The sequence below is a fragment of the Sphingomonas sp. M1A8_2b genome (assembly GCF_053345535.1).
In genome coordinates this window covers 328,683-354,326 of record NZ_JBKFAH010000002.1, presented here as the reverse complement: position 1 = coordinate 354,326, position 25,644 = coordinate 328,683, and the positions used below count along the sequence as shown (strand labels likewise).

Sequence of the window (25,644 nt, the reverse complement as noted above, 5' to 3'; positions counted from 1 at the left end):
TATTTAAAGGGCAAGCCAACGGCGAAGTGCCTGATCGACCGCAAACATGGTTTCGTTGGAAGCAACACCGACCCGTCGACCGATGCGATGCCGCCAGACCGACTGCACCTTGTCGATACTGACCTCGCTCGGTTTCAAGAGCCCCGTGTCGGGATTCGCAGCGATCGGTATGCGGAACATGCCGAGGCCGGCCAGCTGGCTGGTAATCAAACACACCGTAACGCTGTCGTGGTCCCCCAGGAACGCGTCGGTCTGAACGACGAGCGCCGGGCGCGGCTTTCTGGCGAAATCTCCGGCGTCGGCGTCGGCAATAGTAACGATATCACCGCGTTTCATTCGGCGGCATCGCGGCGATTGCTGGCAAGCTCTGGTTTATCCCAGGCTACTCCCAACCGCTCCCATTCCTCATCTTCTTCGGTCCAGCCAAGTGCCGCCGCCGCGAGCGACTGTCGCTTTGCCTCCGCCAGGAAAGCCTCGTCGTGCCGCTCGACATACCGACGCACGGCTTCGCGCGCGATATCGCTCTTGCTGCGCCCTTGGGTGCGCGCAACCGCCGCGAGGCGTTCTTCGAGTTCGCTATCGAGCCTGACGCCGAGCATCCGAGTCTCCGTTTAACATGTTAAACATAGCTCGGATGCTCGCGTATTTCAACCGTGCAGCGCGGCGACCCCGGGGAGGGTCTTGCCCTCCATCCATTCCAGGAACGCGCCGCCTGCGGTCGAGACGAACGTGAACGCATCCGCGACGCCGGCGTGATTGAGCGCCGCGACCGTATCGCCGCCGCCAGCGACCGAGACGAGCGAACCGCCCTCGGTCAGTGCCGCTGCGGTCTTCGCGAGGGCGACGGTTGCCTTGTCGAACGGTACCGTCTCGAAAGCGCCGAGTGGCCCGTTCCAGACCAAAGTGCGGCAATTCTTGAGCACGTCGCCGAGCGATTCGACCGCGGCCGGGCCGACGTCGAGGATCATTTCGTCGGCAGCGACTTCGTGGACGTTGACGGTGCGGGTGGCGGGGTTCGGCTTGAACTCCTTGGCGACCACGACGTCGTACGGCAGGTGGACGGTGCAGTTGGCCTTGTCAGCGGCTTCCATGATCTGTTCGCAAACGCTCGCAAGCTCATGCTCGCACAGGCTTTTGCCGACATCGACGCCGCGCGCTGCGAGGAACGTATTAGCCATGCCCCCGCCAATGATCAGGTGATCGACGCGGGTTACGAGATGCCGCAGCACGTCGAGCTTCGACGACACCTTCGCGCCCCCGACGACGGCTGCGACCGGATGCTCCGGCTCGCCAAGCGCCTTCTGAAGGGCGTCGAGTTCGGCTTCCATCGCGCGACCCGCATAGGCGGGGAGCACGTGGGCGAGCCCCTCGGTCGAGGCGTGCGCGCGGTGTGCGGCAGAAAAGGCGTCGTTGACGTACAGGTCGCCCAGCCGTGCGAAGCGCTGCACCACCGCCGGGTCGTTCTTTTCTTCGCCGCCGAAGAAGCGCGTATTCTCCAGCACCGCGATGTCGCCGGGTTCGAGCATGGCGACGGCATCATCCGCGCCCTCCCAGTCGATGTAGCGGACTTCGCGGCCGAGCACGTCGCTATACGGCTTCACCACCTGCGACAGCGAGAAGTCGGGGCTCGGCACGCCCTTGGGACGGCCGAAATGCGCGAGGACGAGGACGATCGCGCCCTTGTCGGCAAGCTCGCCGACGGTCGCGACGGTCGCGCGCAGGCGGGTGTCGTCGGTGACGTGACCCTCGGCCATCGGCACGTTCAGGTCTTCGCGGACGAGCACGCGCTTGCCGTGAATGTCACCCATATCGTCGAGCGTCTTGAATGGCTTGGTCATGGTTCTTCGATCCTGATCTCATCACCGACGGCGACGATGCCGCCCATCAAAACTCGGGTACAGGCCCCGCCCCGCCAGTCCGGCGTCAGCGCAGCGAACAATCCTGGCGCCAGTGCGTCCATGCGGTCGCACGGATCGGTATGGCGCGTCACCTCCAGCACGACGTTCGCGCCGATGCGAAGCCGCGTGCCGGGTATCTGGGGTAGGTCGAAGCCGTCGACGAGCAGGTTCGCGCGACGTTCGTACCACGGAATATCGTGGCCGACCTCGGCCATCGCCGCATCCCAATCGCCGCGTTCGAGCAACGTGACCTGACGCCGGCCCTTGCCGCCGGGCTTCACATAGCCGCGGAAGTCGCCGTGCAGGCCAGCCTCGATGGTGATCTCGACATGGTCGATGACCTCCATCGGGGCTTTCGCGCGGGGGTGACGGGCGATGCCCGCGATCGTGCCGATCCCAATACCGACAGCTGACTTACCCTCTACCACGCCGTCACCGCGAAAGGTCTTTCGCCCATCCCACTCCCCGTCACCCCAGCGAAAGCTGGGGTCTCCCCGTTGGCGGGCGTCACGACCCGAATGAGGAAACCCCAGCTTCCGCTGGGATAACGGGCTGGGATGGGATGGCCACTAGGAGAACGCAGCGTCCGTCTACCTTAGATGAACTTCGCCATCGCCGTGGCGGTATCGACCATCCGGTTCGAGAAGCCCCATTCGTTGTCGTACCAGCTCACGACGCGGACCAGCTTGCCGTCGATCACCGCGGTCTCCAGGCTGTCGATCGTCGACGAGGCCGGGGTATGCTGGAGATCGATCGAGACGAGCGGCTCGTCCGACCAGTCGAGCACGCCGACCAGCGGGCCGCTCTCGGACGCCGCCTTCAGCACCGCGTTCACCTCTTCGCGCGTCGTGTCGCGCGACGGCGTGAAGGTCAGGTCGATCAGCGATACGTCCGGCACCGGCACGCGGATCGCCGAACCGTCGAGCTTGCCCTTCAGCTCCGGCAGCACCTCGGCGACGGCGCGCGCGGCGCCGGTCGTGGTCGGGATCATCGACATCGCCGCAGCGCGTGCGCGACGCAGGTCCGGGTGGATCTGGTCGAGGATCTTCTGGTCGTTGGTATAGGCGTGGATCGTCGTCATCAGGCCGCGCTCGATGCCGATCGCATCGTTCAGCACCTTGGCGACGGGCGCGAGGCAGTTAGTGGTGCACGACGCGTTCGAGACGATCGTGTGCTCGGCGGTCAGCTTGTCGTGGTTGACGCCGTAGACGACGGTCAGGTCGACGTTCTTGCCAGGGGCCGAGATCAGCACCTTCTTCGCGCCGGCATCGAGATGCTTCTGGCAGCTCGCCTTGTCGGTGAAGAAGCCGGTGCATTCGAGGACGATGTCGACGCCCAGTTCCTTGTGCGGCAGGTTGGCCGGGTCACGCTCGGCGGTGACGCGGATGCGCTTGCCGTCGACGACCAGCTCGTTGCCCTCGGCCGAGACGTCGCCCGGATATTTGCCGTGGACGCTGTCGCGCTTGAACAGCCACGCGTTCGACTTGGCGTCGCCGAGATCGTTGATCGCGACGAGTTCGAGGGCGCCGTTCGACTGTTCGAGTACTGCGCGGGCGACGAGACGGCCGATGCGCCCGAAACCGTTGATCGCAACCTTGACCGTCATTGCTGTATCTCCGCTAACACCCGCGAGTCCGTTCCGGGCGCGCAGCCTTTGCGGGGCGGTGGGGCGCCCTGTCAACACCGTGGATCGCGGATCGGGGCGGCGAAACCGGCTTGTCGCGTGTTCCGGTCATGCTATCTCGACAGTCATGCCAGACACCCCAGATACAATATCGGACGCGACGTCGGACGTGGCGTCGGACACGACATCGGACACGGCGGCCGTCGACCGGATCGATGCCGCGATCGCACGGATCGAATCCGCCATTGCCGCCCGTGCCGAAAGCGGCGACGCGCTCGCCAAGCGTCACGCAGCACTCAAGGCGCGGATGGCCGAAGCGGTCGCGGCGCTCGACGACGTCATCAATCGCGGGAGCCCCAACTGATGGCCCAGGTCATGCTCGATATCGGTGGCCGCCCCCATGCGGTCGCCTGCCGCGACGGCGAAGAGTCGCGTGTCCGGTTGCTGGGCGCGATGGTCGCGGAGCGCTGGGCGACCGCGGACCGGGCGGCTGGCGGTCTCAGCGCCGAGCGCGCGATGCTGTTCGTCGCGCTCATGCTCGCCGACGACCTCGACGAAGCCGCACACCGCCCGCCCGAAGGCTCGGCGGTCAGCGAGATCGCGCTCACCCGGATCGCAGATCGTCTCGAAGGGCTTGCCCAAGCTCTCGAACAGAGCCCCCTTGAGCTTGGCCCCCCTAGCGCCTAGATTGGCGGTGGCGGGTTCTGCCCGGTACGAGCCTTTATTATCCCTGAGGCTATTCATCATCCATAGGGGGCTGTCCCTGTTAGGATCCTGGTCCGAAGCATATGGTCCCCACCTGACGTACCGTGCGTCAGTGGATAACCCGGCACACGGCCATGGTGGGCCCGCCACACCACCATCTACCAAGGTTTCGGCATGACCGACAAGAGCGCGCTCAGAGCCTCGCTCCGCGCCGCGCGGGAAGCGCGCCCACCGGTCGGGATCCCGGTGCCGTCGGCGTTCCTCGATCGGTTGAAGCCCGGATTGACGGTCGCCTCCTACGTCCCGTTCGGCGGCGAAGCCGATCCCTCGCCTTTCGCGCGTGCCGCGGTCGATGCCGGATGCGTGATCGCCCTGCCCCATGTCGTCCGCCGTTCGCTGCCGATGCGCTTCCTGTCCTGGGCGACCGAGGCGGCGCTGGTCGCCGGGCCTTTCGGGTTGCACCAGCCAGCCGAGGACGCGGCCGAGCTCGAACCCGACATCATCCTGACGCCGCTCGTCGGCTTCGATCGCAGCGGCAATCGCATCGGCCAGGGCGCCGGCTATTACGATCGCGCCTTCCTGGCGCACCCGAACGCCTGGCGCGTCGGTATTGCGCTGTCGGTCCAGCAGGTGGATACGCTGACCCCAGATCCGTGGGACGTCCCGCTCCACGCCATCGCCACCGAACTCGAATGGATCACGCCATGACGCCAACCTGGCGCAAACCCGTCGGCATGCTCGGCATCCTGCTCCTGATCCTGGTGTGGTGCGTGGCGATCGTGAGTTTGTCGAACATCGTCGGCAGTTGGCACTGGCTGGCGCAACTGGTGTTTTACCTGTTCACCGGCCTGATCTGGATAGCACCGCTGAAGCCGGTCCTGCGCTGGATGGAGCTCGGGCGGTAACCCAGCCCCGCCTGTCGCCTCCATGCGCCAACGCTCTCCGTCCGCCCCCTACCGTTCGTCCTGAGTAGCCGTCGAGTAGTCGCCGAAGGCGGCGTATCGAGAGGGCGTATCGAAGGACAGGTTGGCGCGCGGAACCGATGCTTCGATACGAGCCCTCGATACGCTCCTGACGGAGCTACTCGGTCTCTACTCTGCACGAACGGTATGTGGGAGGGATGCTCTCAGCATCCAAAATCTAGAAGGGTCTCGGCCACCCCATCAGGGTGGCGCGAGTGACGGGACTCGAACCCGCGACCTCCGGCGTGACAGGCCGGCGCTCTAACCAACTGAGCTACACCCGCATTCCCAATGACGAACCCTAGCGCCCCGAAGGACACAGCGGAAGGCTCGTCAAAACCTTGACACAATCTCGAACCATCTACCCGGTCAGGGTAAACGATGGCGCGAGTGACGGGACTCGAACCCGCGACCTCCGGCGTGACAGGCCGGCGCTCTAACCAACTGAGCTACACCCGCTGAAACAGCGTGGAGGCGGCAACTAGGCGAGGGTTCGGATACCGTCAACCCTAATTATCCGCCGGTTTCGCGCTGGGGCTCGGGCTGGTCACCGCGACGGCGATTTCGCCCGACCTTCGGCTGCACCAGGGTGCCGTGCTCGAACAGGAAACCGGCGATATCGGGCTTGCCGGCGGCCTTCACGACCGTCTGGATGATGATCAGCAGCGGCACCGCCAACAATGCGCCGGACGTGCCCCACACCCATCCCCAGAAGCTCAGCGAGATCAGGATCAGCAGCGGGCTGATCGTCAGCCGGTGGCCGACGACGAACGGGGTGATGGCGTTCGCTTCAACGAGGTGCAGCCCGTACATCAACGCCGGCGGCAACATCGCCATCCAGATGTCGGAGAACGTCATCAGCCCGCCCAGCGCGAGCAGGAACGCACCGATCACCGGCCCGAAATACGGGATGTAATTGAGCAGCGCGACGATCCCGCCCCACATCGCCGGATAGGGCATGCCGATGAACCACAGCGCCACCCCGGTGACGATCCCGAGCACGATATTGATCAACGTGATGGTGCCAAGATATGCCGACACGTCGTCGACGATATCCTGAATGACGCGCGCCGTCGCCATCGCCCCGTCGAAGCTGGTCCGCCCGGTGATCGTCTGCCGCCGCATCCGCGTCCAGCCCGACAGGAAGAAGAACACGATCAGCACCCCGAACAGGAACTGCACGATGACCGCCGGCGCCGAGGTCGCGGCAAGTTCGAGGATCGAGCCCGGCGCCGCGACGCCTGCGGTCGCGGGCTGCTTGATCGGCGTCGACGCGACCTGCCGCAGCGTCTTGTTCACGTATTTCTCGAGGCTCGAATAGAGATCGAGCAGCGGCGCGAGGTTGCTCTGAATGCGGTCGAGCCGGGTCGGCAGCAACCGGAAGAAATCAGTCGCCGGCACGAGGATCGCGGCGATCGCGATGTTCGCGGCGATCAGGAACACGAGGATGCACAGGATCGCGGCGAGCGGCGACGGCACATGGCGCCGTTCGAGCCATTCCAGCACCGGCACCAGCGCGACCGAGATCACGAGCGCGATGGTGAGCGGCAGGAAGAACTCGGCGCCGGATTTCAGCGCGAACGGGATGGCGAGGATCAGCCCGACCCCCGCCGTCAGCGTCAGCGCTGCCAGCAACCGATCGCGACGCTGCGCGATCCGCATCGCATCCTCGACCCCGACCGCAATCGGCAATCCGAACGCACTCTCGGCCGGCGGACCTTCCGCAACGGCGCCGCCCTCGCCCTGTGGCTGGTGCGGTTCCTGGCGAAGTCCCTCGCCCGTCATGGCGTCCGTCATGGCAATTCCTTTGCCACCCCCATCCCGTAATCGCGGTCGGCATTCAAGCGGCGCGCGGTGCCAGCGCGATGGAATTCCTCGAAAAGACCGCGTTATGTCTGATCATGCATTGATCCCGAGCCCCCCGCTCTTCGTCATCCTGACGAAAGTCGGGACCCAGAGCCAAAAATCGCTGCCCTCCGTTACCCTGGTCCTGACTTTCGTCAGGATGACGGAGCAGTACAGGTATGGCCTCCTACACCGTCACCCCGACCCGATCCTCGAACAACACCTGCAGGTCCTTCTTCAAAATCTTCCCGTTCGCATTCCTCGGCAGCGTCTCGTGCACAAAGCGCACCGCGACCGGCGTCTTGAACGCGGCCAGATGCCGCCGGACCCAGCCCTGCAACTCGGCCTCTGTCGCCGTCGCGCCCGGCGCAAGGTGCACCACCGCCGCCGGCTCCTCGCCGAGGATCCGGTGCGGAATGCCGATCAGTGCCGCGTCGGTCACCGCAGGGTGCGCGTAGAGGACGTTCTCCACCTCGCTCGAATAGATGTTCTCGCCGCCGCGGATGATCATGTCCTTTGCGCGGTCGACGATGTAGCAGAACCCCTCCTCGTCGAGCCGTGCCAAGTCACCTGTCCGCACCCAGCCGTCGACGAACGTCGCCGCGGTCGCGTCCGGCTTGTTCCAATACCCCTTCACGATCATCGGCCCGCGCGCCCAGAGTTCCCCGACCTCGCCCACCGGCATCTCGGTCACGCCGTCGTCTGCCATGATCTTCAGGTCGGCAGCGGCGACCGGCGGCCCCGCGCTGGTCGGGCGGTTGAGATAATCCTCGGCCCCGTGATGCGTGACGGTCGCCATCGTCTCGGTCATGCCCCAGCCATTGCCGGGCATTGCGCCGAACTCGGCATGGATGCGCTTCACCAGCTCGGGCGCCGCGGGCGCGCCGCCATAGGCGATCGATTCGAGCGACGAGAGGTCGTATTTCTCGCGATCGGGATGCTCGAGCAGCTGCCACGCGATGGTCGGCACGCCGCCGGTGATATTGACCTTCTCGCGCTCGATGATCTCCATCGCGCGGATCGTGTCCCATTTTCGCATGAAGATCATCGTGCTGCCGGTCGCGATCACGCCCATCATGCCCGCCGAACACGCCGTGACGTGAAACAATGGGATCACGGTCAGCGTCACGCGCGGCGTCGGCTCGGGCGGCGCTTCGCCGCGGCGCAGGAACGAGCGCGCCGACGAATAGCCGCCCGACAGGATGTTCGACATCATGTTGCGATGCGTGCCGAGCGCCCCCTTAGGCGCGCCGGTAGTGCCGCTGGTGTAGAAGATCGTCGCGTCATCGTCTGGCGCGATCGTCGCCTCCGGCAGACCGATATCGGGTAGCGCCGCCCAGTCGTGCGGCGTGCCGATCACGTCCTCCAGCCGGGTGACGATCCCCGTCAACGGCTCCGCGGCACGCGCGACGAACACGTGTTCCAGCGCCGGCAGCGTTGTATAGGCCGCCTCCAGTCGGTGGTGCCGCTCGTCGTCGGTGATCAGCACGCGCGCGCCCGAATCGGCGAGGCCGTATTCCATCTCCGCGCCGGTCCACCACGCGTTGAGCGGCACCATGATCGCGCCGATGCTCGCACCTGCGAAGAACGCGACCGGCCATTCGGGGAGGTTGCGCATCGCCAGCGCGACACGGTCGCCGGGACCGATCCCCATCTCGCGCAACCGATGCGCCAGCACCGCGATCGCGCGGAAATTCGCCTCGTAGGTGACTCGCTCGTCCTCATACGCCGTAAATACCCGGTCGCCATGCGCGCGCGCCGCCTCGGCCAGCCAGCGCAACGACGGCGGCGCGTTCTTCCAGATCCGCGTTTCGATGCCGTCGATCGTCAGCATCTCCATCTCGAACTTCGCGCCGGGCGCGGTCAGCAATCGCTCGGCATCGGCGAGCGACATCGCCGGCCAGGAGGGATCGAGTGCGATGATCGGTTCGCTTGCCAAGACCGGTTGACTCCAGAGTTGAATTTCGGGTTTGGCTTATCGCCTGTTCGAAGACAGGTTATAGTTGATTCCTGCCGCACTCAAGGCAATAGAGGCACCAAGTTCGAACTAGGGGTATGGAGCGGGTCATGACACGGACGGTCGAATCGTGAAAATCGCTGAACCTGCCGCGCACGGCTTCGATGCGAGTCGATTGGCGGCGATCGATACGCTGCTCCAGACGCGCTACATCGATTCGGGCAAGCTGCCGAACGCGCAATTGCTGATCGCGCGCGACGGCGAGATCGTCCATTTCTCGCATGAGGGCGCGGCGCGTGAGGGCGGCAAGAGCGTCAACGAAGGATCGCTGTTCCGGATCGCATCGATGACCAAGCCGATCACCTCGGTCGCGTTCATGATGCTGGTCGAACAGGGCCTCGTCGCGGTCGATACGCCGGTCCACCACGTCCTGCCCGAATTCAAGGATATCGGTGTCTATGATGGCGGCGGCGGCGGCGTGCCGTTCGTGACCAAGCCGACCGCCGAGCCGATGCGGATGGTCGACCTGCTGCGTCATACCTCGGGGCTGACGTACAGCTTCCAGAACCGTTCGAACGTCGACGCTGCCTACCGCGAGGGCAGACTCGAGGGCTGGCACGGTGGCCATGATCTTGACGGCTTCATCGGCGCACTCGCCAAAATCCCGCTCGAATTCTCGCCCGGCACCGCGTGGAATTACTCGGTCGCGACCGATGTGCTCGGCGCAATCGTCCAGCGTGTGTCGGGCCTGCCGCTCGACCAGTTCTTCAAGGAGCGCATCTTCGCGCCGCTGAAGATGAAAGACACCTTCTTCCAGGTCCCCAAGGGCAAGCTCGACCGTCTGACCGACTGCTACACGCTGCTGCCGGGCAAGGGCCGCGCGATGTACGATCGCGGTGCCGAGAGCGCGTGGAGCCGCGCGCCGAAGCTTTTGTCCGGCGGCGGCGGTCTGGTCTCGACCGCGCTCGATTACCACCGGTTCAATACGATGCTGCTGAACGGTGGCGAACTCGACGGCGCGCGCATCCTCGGACGAAAGACGCTCGACTTGATGACGCAGAATCATCTGCCCGGAAAATCCGATCTCGCGACGATGTCGAAATCGTTGTTTAGCGAGGCGTCGAACGCCGGCACCGGCTTTGGTCTCGGGTTTGCGATCACCGACGACGTCGCGAAGACGATGGTGCCGGGGTCGAAGGGCGAATTCTACTGGGGCGGGATGTTCTCGACCGCGTTCTTCGTCGACCCGGTCGAGCGCCTGTCGATGGTGTTCATGACCCAGCTTTCGCCCAGCAATATGTATCCCATCCGCCGCGAACTGAAGACGATGATCTACGCCGCGATGACCTGAGTTTCCGTTCTCCTGCGCACGCAGGAGTCCAGTATCACACAGGGCTGCCGATGTGGCCCTGGGCTACTGCTTTCGCAGGAGAACAAGGAGAAGATTATGACCAGCCCGATCCGCACAGAACGCCATGACGACGTCCTCGTCATCATTTCGAACAACCCACCCGTCAACGCGCTCGGCGCCGCCGTCCGCCAGGGCCTCGAGGCGGCGATCAAGGAAGGCGTCAAGGACGACAGCATCACCGCGATGGTGATCCGCTGCGACGGCCGCACGTTCTTCGCCGGCGCGGACATCACCGAGTTTGGCAAGGAGATGGTCGAGCCCGGCCTGCCCACCGTCGTCTACATGATCGAAGCCTCGTCGAAGCCTGTCGTCGCGGCGATCCACGGCACTGCGCTCGGCGGTGGCTGCGAAGTCACGCTTGGCTGCCATTACCGCGTCGCGGTCCCCTCGGCGAAGATCGGCACGCCCGAAGTGAAGCTTGGCCTGCTGCCCGGCGCGGGTGGCACGCAGCGCATCCCGCGGATCGCCGGCGTGAAGCTCGCGCTGGAGATGACCGCGAAGGGCGATCCGATTTCGACCAAGAAGGCGCTCGACGCTGGCCTGATCGACAAGATCGTCGGCGAGGATTCGCTCGAGGCCGATGCCGTCGCGTTCGCGCGCGAGATCGCGACCAAGCGCCCCCTGCCCCGCGCGTCCGAGAAAACCGCGCAGGCCGATCCCGACGCGGTCGCCGCGTTCAAGAAGGAGAATGCGCGCCGTTTCCGTAACTTCGACGCGCCGGCCGCCAATATCGCCTGCGTCGAGAAGGCTGCGGACGGCTCCAGTTTCGAGGAGGGCATTGCGTTCGAACGCCAGGAGTTCATGAAGCTGATGACCGGCGTCCAGTCGGCCGCACAGCGCCACATCTTCTTCGCCGAGCGCCAGGCGGCCAAGATCGACGACGTCCCCGCCGACACCAAGCTTCGCGAGATCAAGCGCGTCGGCGTGATCGGCGCGGGCACGATGGGCGGCGGCATCTCGATGAACTTCCTGTCCGCCGGTATTCCCGTGACGATCGTCGAGATGCAGCAGGACGCGCTCGACCGCGGCACCGGCGTCGTGCGGAAAAACTACGAGGCGACCGCCGCGAAGGGCCGGATGAAGCCCGAGCAGGTCGAGCAGGCGATGGGCGCGCTGAAGCCGACGCTCGACTTCGCCGATCTCGCCGAATGCGACCTGATCATCGAGGCGGTCTACGAGACGATGGAGGTGAAGAAGGAGATCTTCACCAAGCTCGACGCGATCGCCAAGCCGGGCGCGATCCTCGCGTCGAACACCTCCTACCTGAATATCGACGAGATCGCGGCGTGCACGAAGCGTCCCGAGGACGTCGTGGGCATGCACTTCTTCTCCCCCGCCAACGTCATGAAATTGCTCGAAGTCGTACGCGGCGACAAGACGGCCGACGACGTGCTCGCTACGGTCATGGCGCTGGCGAAAAAGATCAAGAAGGTCGCCGTGGTGGCGGGCGTCACCTACGGGTTCATCGGCAACCGCATGCTGATGCCCCGGCAGGTCGAGGCGACCAAGCTGCTGCTGGAAGGCGCGAGCCCCGAGCAGATCGATAAGGTCCATGTCGCCTTCGGGATGCCGATGGGGCCGTTCCAGATGAGCGACCTGGCGGGCGTCGACATCGGCTGGCACCGCGATCCCACCCGCATCGAGAACATCCGCGATGCGCTGGCGGCGGAAAACCGCTGGGGCCAGAAGACCAAGGCGGGCTTCTACGATTACGACGAGAAGCGCACGCCCTCCAACTCGCCGCGCGTGGCCGAGATCATCGACGATTTCCGCAAGAAATCGGGCGTGACGCCGCGCGAGATCAGCGACGAAGAGATCGTCGTGCGGACGCTCTACACGATGGTCAACGAAGGCGCGCTGATCCTCGAAGAGGGCAAGGCGCAGCGCGCGTCGGACGTCGATGTGGTCTGGATCTATGGCTATGGCTGGCCAGTGTACCGCGGCGGGCCGATGTTCTGGGCGCAGTCGGAAGGCTTGGCTAAGGTCGTCGCGGGGCTCGAGAAATACGGGTTCCCGGTGGCGAAGTCGCTGAAGGATGCCGCGGCATCGGGCGGTCGGCTGAAGTGATCGGTCGCGGTCGTTTCTTGCCGGCGGTCGCTCGCTGATGGAGCGGTCCGCGCTCCAGACCGCGGCGGCGATCCGTGCGGGCGAGACGACCGCGCTCGCCGAGTGCGATGCGGCGATCGCGCGGATCGAGGCGCGCGACGGTGCGATCAATGCCGTCGTCGTCCGCGATTTCGCCGGGGCGCGGGAGGCTGCGCGGGCGCTCGACGCAGAAGGGCCGGACGATCGACCGCTGTTCGGCGTGCCGATGACGGTCAAGGAATCGTTCGACGTCGCCGGCCTGCCGACCAGCTGGGGCGTCGGGGTCCACCGTGACAGTGTCGTCGACCGCGATGCGGTGGCGGTCACGCGGTTGAAGGCGGCGGGCGCTGTGATCCTCGGCAAGACCAACGTGCCGGTGCGGCTGAGCGACTGGCAGGCGGACAATCCGATCTACGGCCGGACCAGCCATCCGCTCGATCCCGCGCTGACGCCCGGCGGATCGTCGGGCGGTGCCGCGGCGGCGCTCGCGTCGGGCATGGTGCCGCTCGAACTCGGCTCCGACATCGGCGGCTCGATCCGTGTACCGGCCGCGTTCTGCGGTGTCTGGGGGCACAAGCCGACCTATGGTGCATTGTCCGATATCGGCCACCGCGTGCCCGGGACCGATGGGGCGAGCGCGGCTCTCGGCGTGATCGGACCGCTCGCGCGCAATCCCGAGGATCTAGCCGCCGCGCTCGACATCCTCGCCGACTTGCCGTTGCCCCGCCCGCGCGTCGACCTCACACGGCCGCGCATCCTGCTGTTGACGGCGCATCCGGCGGCGCGGGTCGATTCGTCGATCGTGTCGGCGATCGCGCATGTCGGCGAAGCGCTGGCCCGCTCGGGCGCAACGATATCGCTTGCGCCGCCACCGATCGACTTCGCCGCGCAACACGCCGACTACATGCGGATGCTCGGCATCGCGATGACGCGGGGCGGCCCGGCGCGTGACGGCCAGGTCGCAACGCTGTCGCAGTGGTTCGACCTACTCGACTCGCAGGCGCGGCTGCAACGCGCGTGGAACGCACTGTTCGCGCAGTTCGACGCGGTGATCGCGCCGGCCAGCGGCGTAAACGCCTTCGCGCACATCGCCGAGCGCAACGTCGCGCGGCGGACGCTGTCGATCGACGGCGAGGATACCCCGTTCGGCGTCCAGTTCGCCTGGGCGGGCCTCGCCACCTTCCCCAATCTGCCCGCGACCAGCGTGCCCGTCGGGACCGACCCGCGCGGCCTGCCGATCGGCGTGCAGGTCATCACCAACCGTTTCCGCGACCACGACGCGATCGCCGTCGCCGCGCTGTGCCACCGATTAAGCAGGAGCTGATCCGATGTCCGACCTCGACACTTTCCGGTCCGAAACCCGCGCCTGGCTCGCGGAGAATTGCCCGCCCGAGATGCGCAAACCAGTGCGCTCGGACGACGACGTCTGCTGGGGTGGGCGCCAGTTCAAGCCGTCGAGCCCTGCGCAGAAGGAGTGGCTCGACAAGATGGCGGCCAAGGGCTGGACCGTGCCGGATTGGCCCAAGGCCTATGGTGGTGGTGGCCTGTCGCCTGCGGAGACGAAGATCTTGCGCGAAGAGATGGCGGCAATAAAGGCGCGCAACCCGCTCAATTCGTTCGGCATCTCGATGCTCGGGCCGGCCCTCTTGAAGTACGGCACCGAGGAGCAGAAGCTCGATCACCTGACCAAGATCGCGCGCGGCGAGATCCGCTGGTGCCAGGGCTATTCGGAGCCGAATGCAGGGTCCGACCTTGCTGGGCTGGCGACTTCGGCGGAGGACAAGGGCGACCATTATCTCGTCAACGGACAGAAGGTGTGGACCTCCTACGCCGACAAGGCCGACTGGATCTTCTGCCTCGTCCGCACCGACAAGACGTCGAAGCAGGGCGGGATCAGCTTCGTGCTGTTCGACATGGCCTCGCCGGGCGTGTCGACCAAGCCGATCCTGCTGATCAGCGGCAATTCGCCGTTCTGCGAGACGTTCTTCGACAATGTGAAGGTGCCCAAGGTCAACCGCGTCTACGAAGAGAACAAGGGCTGGGACGTCGCGAAATACCTGCTCGGGCATGAGCGCGAGATGATCTCGGGGATGGGGCTGGCGTCGAGCGGCGGCAATCCGCTGATCGATGGCGCAATCGCTACCGTCGGGCTTGGGCATGACGGGCGTTTGGCGGATCCGCTGCTGCGCGCGTCGATCGCGTTGTTCGAGGTGCGGGCGAAGGCGTTCGGGGCGATGTCCGAACGCTTCATCGACGAGCTGAAGGCGGGCAAGGCGCATCCGGCCCAGCCGAGCATGATGAAGTATTACGGGACCGAGCTGAACAAGGGTCGGTACGAATTGATGATGGCGGCGGGCGGCTCGGACGCGCTCGAATGGGACAGCGAACGCTCGCGTGGCGGTGCGATCCCGCGGTCGTGGCTGCGGACCAAGGCGAACTCGATCGAGGGTGGGACGAGCGAGATCCAGCTCAACATCATCGCCAAGCGGATCTTGGAACTGCCGGCGTAAACCTATCCCTCGCCCCTTCGGGGAGAGGGTGCCGCAGCGAAGCGAAGGCGGGAGAGAGGGGGCTCGGACGATCCGACCCAACAGCCCCTCACCCCTACCCTCTCCCCGACGGGGCGAGGGAGCAGAAGGACGAAGACATGCCACTGTATCTAGACGACGACCAGACCGTCCTTCAGGACACCATTCGCGATTTCGTCGCCGAGCATGCGCCGGTCAGTCACATGCGCGCGTTGCGAGACGCCAACGACAAGACCGGCTTCTCGCGCGACCTGTGGAAGCAGTTCGCCGAGATGGGCTTTACCGGCGTCCTGATCGGTGAGGACCAAGGCGGGCTCGGGCTCGGCCATGTCGAGGCGGGCGTCGTACTGGAGGAAATTGGTCGCAACCTCTCTCCCTCACCGTTCCTCTCGACCGCCGTCGCTGCAGTCGAAGCGCTGAAGGGGACCGGCCAGGCCGAACGCTGGTTCCCGGGCATCATCGCGGGCGAGACCGTCGCGGCGCTGGCGATCGACGAAGCCGCCAAACACCGCGACACGGTGGCGATGAAGGCCGAACGCTCGGGCAACGGGTTCAAGCTGACCGGCGCCAAACGCTTCGTCACGCACGGCCACACCGCCGACCTGATCATCGTCGCCGCGCGTACCGCGGGGGCGGACGACGACGCACACGGTATTACGCTGTTCGCGGTCCCGAAGGACGCCACCGGGCTCACCGCGAACGCCGAACGCCTCGCCGATGCCAGCCTTGCCGCCCGCCTTGAGTTCGATGGCGTCGAGGTCGATGCGGATGCGGTGATCGGCGAGGTCGACGCAGGCCGAACCCCGCTCGACCGGCTGCTCCGCGCAGGCCGGACGGGCGCGGCGGCCGAACTGCTCGGTGTCGGCGGTGGTGCGATGGACATGACGGTCGGCTACATGAAGCAGCGCAAGCAGTTCGGCACGCTGATCGGCAGCTTTCAGGCGCTCCAGCACCGTGCCGCGCATCTGTATTCGGAAATGGAAGTCGCACGCGCCGCCGTCCTCAAGGCGCAACAGTTGCTCGACCAGGGTAGCGAGCGGGCGGACGAGGCGGTGTCGGTGGCCAAGGCAATGACCGCGCTGGCGACCACGCTGAGCGTGCAGGAGGGTATCCAGATGCATGGCGGCATCGGGATGACCGACGAGTACGACATCGGCTTCTACATGAAGCGCGCGCGCGTGCTGGCGGAGATGTTCGGGGATGCCAACTTTCACGCCGATCGGCTGGCGATCGCGGCGGGGTATTGAACAGCGGCGTTTTGAAAGGCCGAGTACTGGAAGGCCCGTTCCCCGGCGGAGGCCGGGGCCCAGTTGGGCGAACCTTGCCGGTTACCATGATCCTCCGTTACTGCGACCTTCCCAACTGGGCCCCGGCCTCCGCCGGGGAACAAAGGTGAAGATGCTACATGACGACTGACACTGCCAATACGTCGCCCGAGGCACTCGCCCAGGGTCTCGTCGACCTGCTCGAGATCGAGGAGGTCGACACCGATCTCTATGTCGGTAAGCGCCAGCCCGGCGGCGTCGGTCGCGTGTTCGGCGGGCAGGTGATCGCGCAGGCGCTCCAGGCCGCGCAACGCTCGACCGAAGGCCCCAAGGCCGCGCACTCGCTGCACGCCTATTTCATGCGGCCGGGCAACGAGGACTATCCGATCGTCTTCCGCGTCGTCCGCGACTTCGAAGGCCGCAGTTTCGCGACGCGGCGCGTGATCGCGATGCAGAAGGGCCAGCCGATCCTCAACATGGCGGCGTCGTTCCAGATGCCCGAGGAAGGCCTGCACCATCAGGACGCGATGCCCGACGTGCCGGCGCCCGAAACGCTCCGCTCGGACCGTGACCTGCGGCTCGAGAATATCGACGGCATCCCCGAGAAATTCCGCGCGCACATGCTGCGCTGGCGACCGATCGAGGTGCGCCCGGTCAACCCGCGCAGCTGGATCGACCCTGTCCCGCAGGCGCCGCATTATGCCAACTGGTTCCGCCTGGTCGCGCCGATCGGCGACGATCCGGCGATGCACCGCGCGATCCTCGCCTATGCGTCGGACATGGCGCTGCTCGGTACCGCGCTGCTGCCGCACGGGATGAACTGGATCACGCCCGGCATGCAGACCGCCAGTCTCGACCATTCGCTATGGCTGCACGAGGATTTTCGTGCCGACGACTGGCTGCTCTACGCATGCGATAGCCCGTGGTCGGGCCACGCGCGCGGCTTCAACCGCGGCAAGATCTTCGCACGAGACGGCCGGCTCGTCGCCAGCGTCGCGCAGGAAGGGCTGATCCGGATGCGCCAGTAACCCGCGCGGTTACTTGCGCACCCAGACCTTCTCGCCACCGATCCACGTCTCGCTCACCTTGGTCGCGCGCAGATCGGTCGGCGAGGCGAGCGTCGGATCCTTGTCGACGACGATGAAGTCCGCGCGCTGGCCCGGCGCGAGCGCACCGAACTGCTTCTCGGCAAACCCGGCATAGGCGGCCGCACCCGTCATCGCCCACCACGCCTGCTCGCGCGTCACGAGTTCCTGCGGCTGCCAGCCACCCTGGGGTTGGCCATCGGCATCCTGCCGTGTGAACGCCGCGGCCCAGGTCGCGAACGGATCGGGCTTCTCGACCGGGAAGTCGGTGCCGAACGCGAGCTTGGCGCCGTTGGTCAGCATCGATTTCCACGCATAGGCGCCGACGAGCCGGTTTGGCCCGAGCCGCGCCTCCGCCATCTTCCAGTCGCTGGTCGCGTGAGTCGGCTGCATCGACGCGATCGTGCCATATTTGCCGAACCGCGGCAGGTCGCTCGGATCGACGATCTGCGCATGCTCGATCCGCCAGCGGCGGTCGCCGGTATAGGTGTCGCTCTCGACCTGGATCGCGTCGAGCACCTCCTGGTTGGCCTTGTCGCCGATCGCGTGGACCGCGACCTGATAGCCGTCCATCGCCGCACGGCTCATCTGGTTCTGGAGTTGCGCATCGGTCAGGAAACCGAGGCCCGACTGGCCCGGCGCATCCGAGTAGGGTTTCAGCAGCCATGCGCCGCGCGATCCGAGCGCACCGTCCGCATAGAGCTTCACGCCGCCCATCCGCAGACGATCGTTATAGAGCCACGGCGTCGGCCCCTTGCCACCGATCCGGCTCGCGGTGTCGATCCCGAGCGCGTAGCTCATGATCCGCACGCGCAAGCCGCCGATATCCGCCATCCGCCGATACGTCAGCCAGTCGTCCAGCGTCGTGCCCATGTCAGCGACGGCGGTGACGCCGTAGCCGAGCAGGATGCTCTGCGCGGTGAGGAACGCGGCGTCGCGTTCCTTGGGAAGTGGTTGCGGCACGACCTTCTCGATCAACGCCTGTGCGCCATCGACGAACACGCCCGCCGGTGCGCCGCCGGTCTTCTCGATACGTCCGCCGGAAGGCGAGACGGTAGCGGCGGTGACACCGGCCTCACGCATGGCCTCGCGGTTTGCCCAGCCGGCATGGCCGTCGGCGCGCGACAGCCAGATCGGATGCCCCCCCGAGACGGAGTCGAGATCGGCGGCGGTCGGGAAGCGGCCAAGTCCCCACACCTCCTGGTTCCAGCCGCGCCCGAGGATCCATTTGCGATCGGGATTGCCCGCGATGTAAGCCGCGATCCGCGCCTTCGCCTCGTCGAGCGACCTGGTCATCGAAAGATCGAGCGACAACGCGCCGAAGCCGAGTTCGAGGACGTGACCGTGCGCATCGACGAAGCCCGGCAGCACCGTCTTGCCGCCCATGTCGACGCGCCAATCGTAGAGCGGCTTGCCGGCGTTCTTCTTCAGTTCCTTGCGGCTCAGCTTGGGGGCCTCCTCGCCGGGGGGCACGAGCCGCGTGACGCGACCGTCCTTGTCGACGAGGATCGCCTTGAAATGAATCACGCGACCGCCATCGGCGACGGTGATCCCGTTGACGTTGTCGACGATCCCGTCGGCAAAAGCTGGTGTGGAGAGCAGCGCGATCGCGGCTGCGGAAACCATCAGGCGCATCACTTCGGCAATCTCCGTACCAGCGCGCTCGTATCCTGCCGCGCGCCGCCGATCGCCTGGACATCAGCGTAGAACTGATCGACCAGCGCCGCGACCGGCAGCACGGCGCCGTTGCGGCGTGCTTCGTCGAGCGCGAGCCCGAGATCCTTGCGCATCCAGTCGACCGCGAAGCCGAAGTCGAACTCGTCCTTCGCCATCGTCGGCCAGCGATTGACCATCTGCCAGCTCTGCGCCGCGCCGCCCGAAATCGCCTCGAACACCTTGTCCAGGTCGAGCCCGGACATCTGCGCGAACCGGATCGACTCGGCGACCCCCTGGATTACCCCGGCGATCGCGATCTGGTTGCACATCTTGGTGGTCTGGCCGGCGCCAGCGTCGCCTACGTGGACGATGCGTGCGGCATAGACCTGCATGAACGGTTCGGCCTTCGCCATCGCCTCGGCCGAGCCGCCGCACATGATCGAGAGCTTGCCGTTCTCCGCGCCGGCCTGTCCGCCCGATACCGGCGCATCGACCACCAGCGCACGCTCGCCCGCGAGGCGTCGCGCGATCGAGGCGGAGACGGTGGTGTGATCGACGAACACCGCGTCGTCGCGCATCGCCGCGAACGCGCCGTCTTCGCCTTGAGTGACAGACGCCAGATCGTCGTCATTGCCGACGCAGGCGAACACGGCCTCGGCATCCTTGGCCGCAGCAGCCGGCGTGTCCGCGACTTTGCCGCCATATTTATCGGCCCACGCCAACGCCTTGGCCCGAGTCCGGTTATAGACCGTGACGTCGTGCCCTGCCGCGGTCAGATGCCCCGCCATCGGCGCGCCCATGACGCCGGTTCCGATAAATGCCAGTTTTGCCATAGCCTCCGCGCATAAGCGGTGTTCCCCCGTTGCGCCAGATGGTCTAGCGGGGCGAGCATGGCTACCCAGGCTGCCGCAGCGGCGCTCACCCTTCCCGTGTCTCTCGACGACGTCCACGCCGCGCACGCGCGCATTCGCGAGTCGATCGTCCGCACGCCGACGCTGATCAGCCGCACGCTCAGCCAGATGACCGGCGCGACGGTGTATCTGAAGTTCGAGAACCTCCAGTTCACTGCGGCGTACAAGGAGCGCGGCGCGCTCAACACGCTGTTGCAGCTGTCGCCGGAAGCCTGCGCCAAGGGCGTCATCGCCGCGTCGGCCGGCAATCACGCGCAGGGCCTCGCCTATCACGCCAACCGGCTCGGCATCCCCGCGACGATCGTGATGCCGATCAACACGCCCACCGTGAAGGTCATGCAGACCGAAGGCCACGGCGCCAACGTGGTGCTGCACGGCGAGACGTTCGACGCGGCCTATGCGCATGCCCGCATTCTCGAGGGCGACTGCGGCTTCACCTTCGTCCACCCGTTCGACGATCCGCGCGTCATCGCCGGCCAGGGTACGGTCGCGATCGAGATGCTCGAAGACGTGCCGCAGATCGACACGCTGGTGATCCCAATCGGCGGCGGCGGCCTGATCTCGGGCATGTCGACGGTCGCCAAGGCGGCGAGTCAGGCGCCCGGCGGCCATCCGATCGAGATCGTCGGCGTCCAGGCCGAGCTGTTCCCGTCGATGTACAACCGCATCAACGGCACCGACATGGCGTGCGCAGGCGATACGCTGGCCGAGGGCATCGCGGTCAAAGAGCCGGGCGCGATCACGTCGAAGATCGTCGCCGAACTGGTCGACGAAATCCTGCTGGTCAGCGAACGCAGCCTCGAGGAATCGGTCAGCCTGCTGCTCCAGATCGAGAAGACCGTGGTCGAGGGCGCGGGAGCCGCAGGGCTCGCGGCGTTGCTCTCGCATCCGGGGCGGTTCGCGGGAAAGACCGTCGGCATCGTGCTGTGCGGCGGCAACATCGATACGCGGCTGCTCGCCAACGTGCTGTTGCGCGATCTCGCGCGGTCGGGCCGGCTCGCGCGGCTGCGCATCCGGTTGCAGGACAAGCCCGGTGCGCTGTTCCACGTCGCACGGATCTTCGATCAGGAACGCGTCAACATCATCGAGATCTATCACCAGCGCGTCTTCACGACGCTGCCGGCCAAAGGCCTGATCACCGACATCGAATGCGAGCTTCGCGATCGCGCGCATCTCGATCGACTGGTGGGCGCACTCCGCGCCGGTGGGTATGAAACGTCGACCGTCGAGCTGGCGTAAATATCCCGATTTTGCCGGGATTTGCGGTGTTAACCCACAATCGTGGTAAACCCGCTTTTCACGGTTGAGCGACGCGACCATATAGGAGCGGCGCGCGGATCCTCGTGCCTGCCTGAAGGACATCTGGTTCGGTGACTGCGCCCTTTCGTTTCCCGCGCTTCTTCGTCACGAGCCCGTCGCCGTGTCCGTATCTGCCGGACCGGCAGGAGCGAAAAGTGTTCACCGAACTGACCGGTCCGCACGCTGGCGAACTGAACGATGCGCTCGGCCGGATCGGCTTCCGCCGCAGCCAGGGGGTAGCGTATCGCCCGTCCTGCGCGGGATGCACCGCGTGCGTGTCGGTGCGCATCGTCGCGCCCGAGTTCGCGACCAATGCGACCCAGCGCAAGCTGTTGAAGAAACTTGACGATATCGAGGTAACGGTCTGCAAGGCCTGGGCCACCGACGAGCAGTTTCAACTCCTCCGCCGCTATCTTGGCACCCGCCATCCCGGTGGTGGCATGGCTGGCATGGACGAGGACGATTATGCCGACATGATCGAGCACTCGCCGGTCAACTCGGTGATCGTCGAATACCGCGAACCGTCGGTGGACGGCGCGCAAGGCAAGCTGATCGGCGCGTGCCTGACCGACCGCCAGGCGGATGGGCTGTCGATGGTCTACAGCTTCTTCGCTGCCGACGATGCGCGCCGGTCCGGCCTCGGCAACTTCATCATCATCGACCACATCCACCGCGCCCGCGACGCCGGCCTGCCCTATGTCTATCTCGGCTATTGGGTGAAGGGCTCGCCGCGGATGGAATACAAGACGCGGTATCGGCCGCTGGAGGTCTTGGGGCCGGCGGGCTGGCGGCGGCTGACGGAGGCCGATCTGATGACGCAGCCGGAACGGGTTGCGGCGCTGGTCTGAAGGCGGCGAGCCCGTTTAACCGCGAACGGGTCTGGCGACGTACCACCCCGGCGAAGGCCGGGGCCCAATTGGGAAACGTTGCTAACGGAGAATAGCCCTTCGTTACGACCACGTTGCCGATTGGGCCCCGGCCTTCGCCGGGGTGGTGATACCATGAGCCGGCGGCGGCGTCTTGTTCCCCCGCGAAGGCGGGAGCCCAGTCTGAATCCCCGCCTTCGCGGGGAAACAAATCTTTAGTCCTCGCGCTGCACCACCACGTCGACGTCGAGCTCCTCGCCACCCTCACCCAGCCGCGAGCCCGCGACCGGCGCCGCCCCGGCCGCATCGAGCGCCATCGCGACCCGCACGTAATGCTCCTCGGGCGACATTCCCGTGCAGGGATCGAACCCGACCCAGCCAAGCCCGTCGACATGCGCCTCCGCCCAGCCATGCGGGGTCGGGAAATGCACCACCTCGAAATCGGTGTGATGATAGCCCGACACGTAGCGTGCCGGCGCCCCCAGCGACCGCGCAGCGACCGCGAACATCTGCGCCATGTCGCGCGGCGTGGCGCTGTCCTTGCGAAACGCTGCGCCCGCGGTGAGCCCCGGCTCGGGGCGGCCGGCGTCGAACACGAACTGCTGATGCAACGCCCGGTTGAGCCGGTGCAGCGCGCCGATCCGATCACGCGCGCCGACCACGGCATCCGCGGCGAACTCTGCGATCGCCGCATCATGCGCCGTCGCCTCGGTCGCGCGCAGGAACAATGCAGGCGGCAACGTCTCGTGCACGCCGCGCAGCACGCCGTCCGAGTGGCTGGTCAGCACCTCGCCCTTGACGGTGATCTCGATCCCGTCGACCGGCCCCTCGGCATAGAGCATCGTCACGGCATTTCCGAAGCCGTCGCGTCCCGGCCGCAACCGCGCGTCGCAATCGACGTCGATCCGCCACGACGCCACGGTCTGGTCATGCGTGTTCTCGGGCGTAAGCCGGAGCATCTGAACGAGCCGGCCCTGCGGCTGGGTGAAGCGGTAGATCGTGTGATGATCGATCGACAACCGCATTATTGGAACTTGAACTGGCGGCCGATCGCGCCATGGAGCAGCGCATTCTCGGCGATGAAGGCCTGCAGATACTGGTGAAGTCCCGAAGCGATGACCTCGCCCGATCGCGTCTTGGCCATGCGTGATGCGCGCATTCGTGCCATCCTGTCCGCCTCACCGTGATTGCCCGTGCGTTTCGCCAGCAAATTGAGCACGTCGACCGTCTCCTCGACCGACGCCGCCAGGCTGCGCGGGAGTTCCGCACGCGCAAGCAGCAGATCGATCACGTCGGCAGGACGCAGCCCGTCATTGTAGAGCCAACGATACGCGGTCACTGCGGACACGGTCTGGAGGATCGTCGTCCACTGGTCGCGATCGATCGCCCCGCCGAGCCGTTCGCCCTCGGGCAGAAGGATATGGTATTTGACGTCGAGTAGTCGCGCGGTGTTGTCCGCGCGCTCGACCGCCTGGCCGAGCCGGATGAACCACGTCGTCTGGTTGCGCAGCATCCGGTGCACCGCGCCCTCGAAACCCCGCGTCTCGGTCTTCACCGCCTCGACGAGGTTCATCTGGTCGGTCGTGCTGCGCGGCGTCGTCCGGTTCTCGAACAGCAGCCATGCACGGTTGATCGCGGTCCATGCCTCGCGGGTCAGCGCGGTGCGGACCGCCTTCGCGTTGTTGCGCGCCATGTCGACGCAGCGGACGATCGAGCCGGGGTGACTCGAATCGAGCGTCAGGAAGCGCACGACCTCGGTCTGGCTGAGGTTGCCGCCAAGCGTCGCGAACGGCTCCTCGGTTTCAGTGACTGCGAGCGCAGAGGCCCAGGCAGCCTCGCCCGCCGGCTGCGAGGAGAGAACGTCGAGACGAACAGTGGCTTCGACCAGCCGGGCGATGAAGTCGGCTCGCTCGAAATAGCGGCCGAGCCAGTAGAGCGACGATGCGGTACGTGAGAGCATCAGCTAGTCGCTCCCGGCGACGGCAGGATCGTGCCGAGTGCCTGCGACATGCCGCCCATCGACTGCGTCATCCCGCCCGCTCCCATCCGCTGCGACTGATCCTTCATCAGGACGAAACTGTCCTTGGTCCCGCCACCCTGGCTGGAATTCACCACCAGGGAACCCTCCTTCAGCGCGACGCGCGTGAGGCCGCCGGGGACGACCTGAACGCCCTTAGATCCACTCAACACGAACGGGCGAAAATCGACGTGGCGGGGAGACAAGCCGCCATCGGCCATCGTCGGGACGGTCGACAGTGCCAGCGTCGGCTGCGCGATGTAGCGATGCGGTTCCGCAATGAGCGCGGCGCGGAAATTCTCGATCTCCTGTTTCGACGCGGTCGGACCGACGAGCATGCCATAGCCACCAGAGCCGTCGACCAGCTTGACGACGACGTCTTCGAGGTTGTCGAGCACGTATTTGAGCGCCTGCGGCTCGCGGCAGCGCCACGTCTCGACATTGCGCAGCTTGCACTCGCCGCCCGAGTAGAACTTCACGATGTCGGGCATGTAACTGTAGATCGCCTTGTCGTCGGCGATGCCGTTGCCCGGCGCGTTCATGATCGCGACGTTGCCGGCCGCATAGGCGGCGATCAGCCCGGGCACGCCCAGTGCGGAGTCCGGCCGGAAAACGAGCGGATCGAGATAATCGTCGTCGATCCGGCGATAGATCACGTCGACCTTCACGCGCCCGGCGATCGTCCGCATCCAGACGATGTCGTCGTCGACGACGAGATCCGCGGCCTCGACGAGTTCGATGCCCATCGAGTCCGCAAGGAAGCTGTGTTCGTAATAGGCGGAATTGTAATGGCCGGGGGTGAGCAGCACACACGTTGGGTTCGAGCCCGTGCCGTGCGGCGCGACCGACTTCATCGTCTCGAGCAGCAGATCGGGATAGCTGTCGACCGCAGCCACGCGGAACTCGCGGAACAGCTCGGGGCAGAGCCGCAGCATAGCCTCGCGGTTTTCCAGCATGTAGCTGACACCCGACGGCGTGCGCGCATTGTCCTCGAGCACGAAGAAATCGTCGGGGCCGGTGCGGACGAGGTCGATGCCGCAGATATGCGCCCAGACGCCATGCGGTGGGCGGATACCGGCGATCTCGGGCCGGAACTGCGCATTGCCGAGTACGAGATCCTCGGGGAGGATGCCCTCCTTCAGGATGCGACGCTCGCCATAGATGTCATTGAGGAACGCGTTGATAGCCTCGACGCGCTGGACGAGGCCTTCAGACAGGCGAGTCCATTCGTCGTGGAGAAACACGCGGGGAACGATATCGAACGGAATGATCCGCTCGGCCGCCTCGTTCTCGCCGTAGACCGCGAAGGTGATGCCGAGCTGGCGGAACGTCGTCTCGGCGGCTTCCTGCCGTCGGCGCAGCTCGGCGTCGGGCGTCTCCTCGATCCAACGCCCGAGAGCCGCGAGTTCGGGACGAGCGGTCGTATCGCCCGGCGTCCCCATGATTTCGTCGAACGCCTGTTTCCCCATCGGAACGGTCAATTCCCCATCAAGCGTTACGGTTCCATGCTGCAATGGTTCGCTGCGCTGC

General features: G+C 66.0%; 24 protein-coding genes and 2 tRNA genes. 12 read left to right on the top strand and 14 right to left on the bottom strand.

Features of this window, described 5'->3' with window-relative positions:
* Positions 1-3: 3 nt before the first annotated feature.
* From ACLBWL_RS10035 to gap, 5 genes are all read right to left on the bottom strand, one after another.
* On the bottom strand, positions 4-336 hold the full coding sequence (locus ACLBWL_RS10035; protein WP_447792611.1) for a type II toxin-antitoxin system PemK/MazF family toxin: 333 nt from the start codon (positions 334-336) through the stop codon (positions 4-6).
* A complete protein-coding gene (gene relB, locus ACLBWL_RS10030) occupies positions 333-599 on the bottom strand; it encodes a type II toxin-antitoxin system RelB family antitoxin (protein WP_447792609.1) in 267 nt (88 codons plus the stop codon). Before relB ends, ACLBWL_RS10035 begins: the two co-directional genes overlap by 4 nt.
* Before the next feature lie 48 nt (positions 600-647).
* Positions 648-1,838, bottom strand: coding sequence for a phosphoglycerate kinase (locus tag ACLBWL_RS10025; RefSeq protein WP_447792607.1), 1,191 nt, complete (start codon positions 1,836-1,838; stop codon positions 648-650).
* Positions 1,835-2,245, bottom strand: a complete 411-nt coding sequence (locus tag ACLBWL_RS10020; RefSeq protein ID WP_447792605.1) for an MOSC domain-containing protein — start codon at positions 2,243-2,245, stop codon at positions 1,835-1,837. Before ACLBWL_RS10020 ends, ACLBWL_RS10025 begins: the two co-directional genes overlap by 4 nt.
* Before the next feature lie 248 nt (positions 2,246-2,493).
* Positions 2,494-3,504: a type I glyceraldehyde-3-phosphate dehydrogenase gene (gene gap / locus ACLBWL_RS10015; protein WP_332743498.1), complete on the bottom strand. Its 1,011-nt coding sequence runs from the start codon at positions 3,502-3,504 to the stop codon at positions 2,494-2,496.
* Between the two features lie 145 nt (positions 3,505-3,649).
* On the opposite strand from gap, the gene ACLBWL_RS10010 reads away from it, so the two are divergent.
* The 4 genes from ACLBWL_RS10010 (at position 3,650) to ACLBWL_RS09995 (ending at position 5,132) form a co-directional block, all read left to right on the top strand.
* On the top strand, positions 3,650-3,886 hold the full coding sequence (locus ACLBWL_RS10010) for a hypothetical protein (RefSeq protein WP_447792603.1): 237 nt from the start codon (positions 3,650-3,652) through the stop codon (positions 3,884-3,886).
* Entirely contained in the window at positions 3,886-4,209 is a 324-nt protein-coding gene (locus tag ACLBWL_RS10005) for a cell division protein ZapA (protein WP_447792601.1), read from the top strand. The genes ACLBWL_RS10010 and ACLBWL_RS10005 overlap by 1 nt, the downstream gene beginning before the upstream one ends.
* Positions 4,210-4,401: 192 nt before the next feature.
* Positions 4,402-4,935: a 5-formyltetrahydrofolate cyclo-ligase gene (locus ACLBWL_RS10000; RefSeq protein WP_447792599.1), complete on the top strand. Its 534-nt coding sequence runs from the start codon at positions 4,402-4,404 to the stop codon at positions 4,933-4,935.
* Positions 4,932-5,132 (top strand): DUF2842 domain-containing protein, encoded by a 201-nt coding sequence (locus tag ACLBWL_RS09995; RefSeq protein ID WP_132739963.1) that lies wholly within the window; start codon positions 4,932-4,934, stop codon positions 5,130-5,132. Before ACLBWL_RS10000 ends, ACLBWL_RS09995 begins: the two co-directional genes overlap by 4 nt.
* A 264-nt stretch (positions 5,133-5,396) precedes the next feature.
* Here ACLBWL_RS09995 and ACLBWL_RS09990 read toward each other — a convergent pair.
* The 4 genes from ACLBWL_RS09990 to ACLBWL_RS09975 form a co-directional block, all read right to left on the bottom strand.
* Positions 5,397-5,473 (bottom strand) — tRNA-Asp (locus ACLBWL_RS09990).
* A 98-nt stretch (positions 5,474-5,571) separates the two neighbouring features.
* Positions 5,572-5,648: transfer RNA gene (locus ACLBWL_RS09985), tRNA-Asp, on the bottom strand.
* Positions 5,649-5,702: 54 nt separating this feature from the next.
* Positions 5,703-6,851 (bottom strand): AI-2E family transporter, encoded by a 1,149-nt coding sequence (locus ACLBWL_RS09980; RefSeq protein ID WP_447793471.1) that lies wholly within the window; start codon positions 6,849-6,851, stop codon positions 5,703-5,705.
* A 370-nt stretch (positions 6,852-7,221) separates the two neighbouring features.
* A complete protein-coding gene (locus ACLBWL_RS09975; RefSeq protein WP_447793469.1) occupies positions 7,222-8,928 on the bottom strand; it encodes a class I adenylate-forming enzyme family protein in 1,707 nt (568 codons plus the stop codon).
* Between the two features lie 193 nt (positions 8,929-9,121).
* On the opposite strand from ACLBWL_RS09975, the gene ACLBWL_RS09970 reads away from it, so the two are divergent.
* The 6 genes from ACLBWL_RS09970 (at position 9,122) to ACLBWL_RS09945 (ending at position 17,308) form a co-directional block, all read left to right on the top strand.
* On the top strand, positions 9,122-10,342 hold the full coding sequence (locus tag ACLBWL_RS09970) for a serine hydrolase domain-containing protein (protein ID WP_447792597.1): 1,221 nt from the start codon (positions 9,122-9,124) through the stop codon (positions 10,340-10,342).
* Between the two features lie 96 nt (positions 10,343-10,438).
* The gene (locus ACLBWL_RS09965; protein WP_447792595.1) at positions 10,439-12,469 is read left to right on the top strand and encodes a 3-hydroxyacyl-CoA dehydrogenase NAD-binding domain-containing protein; all 2,031 of its coding nucleotides are present in this window, start codon (positions 10,439-10,441) and stop codon (positions 12,467-12,469) included.
* Positions 12,470-12,506: 37 nt separating this feature from the next.
* Positions 12,507-13,811, top strand: a complete 1,305-nt coding sequence (locus ACLBWL_RS09960) for an amidase family protein (RefSeq protein ID WP_447792593.1) — start codon at positions 12,507-12,509, stop codon at positions 13,809-13,811.
* A 4-nt stretch (positions 13,812-13,815) separates the two neighbouring features.
* The gene (locus ACLBWL_RS09955) at positions 13,816-14,997 is read left to right on the top strand and encodes an acyl-CoA dehydrogenase family protein (RefSeq protein ID WP_447792591.1); all 1,182 of its coding nucleotides are present in this window, start codon (positions 13,816-13,818) and stop codon (positions 14,995-14,997) included.
* A gap of 137 nt (positions 14,998-15,134) precedes the next feature.
* A complete protein-coding gene (locus tag ACLBWL_RS09950) occupies positions 15,135-16,262 on the top strand; it encodes an acyl-CoA dehydrogenase family protein (RefSeq protein WP_447792589.1) in 1,128 nt (375 codons plus the stop codon).
* A 158-nt stretch (positions 16,263-16,420) separates the two neighbouring features.
* A complete protein-coding gene (locus ACLBWL_RS09945; protein ID WP_447792587.1) occupies positions 16,421-17,308 on the top strand; it encodes an acyl-CoA thioesterase in 888 nt (295 codons plus the stop codon).
* Between the two features lie 9 nt (positions 17,309-17,317).
* Here the strand turns inward: ACLBWL_RS09945 and ACLBWL_RS09940 are convergent, their stop codons facing one another.
* Entirely contained in the window at positions 17,318-18,991 is a 1,674-nt protein-coding gene (locus tag ACLBWL_RS09940) for an amidohydrolase (protein ID WP_447793467.1), read from the bottom strand.
* Positions 18,992-18,999: 8 nt separating this feature from the next.
* The gene (locus tag ACLBWL_RS09935; protein ID WP_447792585.1) at positions 19,000-19,854 is read right to left on the bottom strand and encodes an NAD(P)-dependent oxidoreductase; all 855 of its coding nucleotides are present in this window, start codon (positions 19,852-19,854) and stop codon (positions 19,000-19,002) included.
* A gap of 57 nt (positions 19,855-19,911) precedes the next feature.
* On the opposite strand from ACLBWL_RS09935, the gene ACLBWL_RS09930 reads away from it, so the two are divergent.
* Both ACLBWL_RS09930 and ACLBWL_RS09925 read left to right on the top strand, forming a co-directional pair.
* Positions 19,912-21,171 carry a threonine ammonia-lyase gene (locus ACLBWL_RS09930; protein WP_447792583.1) on the top strand — a complete coding sequence of 420 codons (1,260 nt, stop codon included), beginning with the start codon at positions 19,912-19,914 and terminating at the stop codon, positions 21,169-21,171.
* 131 nt (positions 21,172-21,302) lie between these two features.
* Positions 21,303-22,079 carry an arginyltransferase gene (locus ACLBWL_RS09925; protein WP_447792581.1) on the top strand — a complete coding sequence of 259 codons (777 nt, stop codon included), beginning with the start codon at positions 21,303-21,305 and terminating at the stop codon, positions 22,077-22,079.
* 233 nt (positions 22,080-22,312) lie between these two features.
* Here ACLBWL_RS09925 and ACLBWL_RS09920 read toward each other — a convergent pair whose 3' ends face one another.
* From ACLBWL_RS09920 to ACLBWL_RS09910, 3 genes are read right to left on the bottom strand one after another with little or no spacing between them, the layout of a single operon-like run.
* Positions 22,313-23,122, bottom strand: a complete 810-nt coding sequence (locus ACLBWL_RS09920) for a transglutaminase family protein (protein WP_254687378.1) — start codon at positions 23,120-23,122, stop codon at positions 22,313-22,315.
* Entirely contained in the window at positions 23,122-24,057 is a 936-nt protein-coding gene (locus ACLBWL_RS09915) for an alpha-E domain-containing protein (protein ID WP_447792578.1), read from the bottom strand. The genes ACLBWL_RS09920 and ACLBWL_RS09915 overlap by 1 nt, the downstream gene beginning before the upstream one ends.
* Entirely contained in the window at positions 24,057-25,583 is a 1,527-nt protein-coding gene (locus tag ACLBWL_RS09910; RefSeq protein WP_447793465.1) for a circularly permuted type 2 ATP-grasp protein, read from the bottom strand. The genes ACLBWL_RS09915 and ACLBWL_RS09910 overlap by 1 nt, the downstream gene beginning before the upstream one ends.
* Positions 25,584-25,644: the final 61 nt, after the last annotated feature.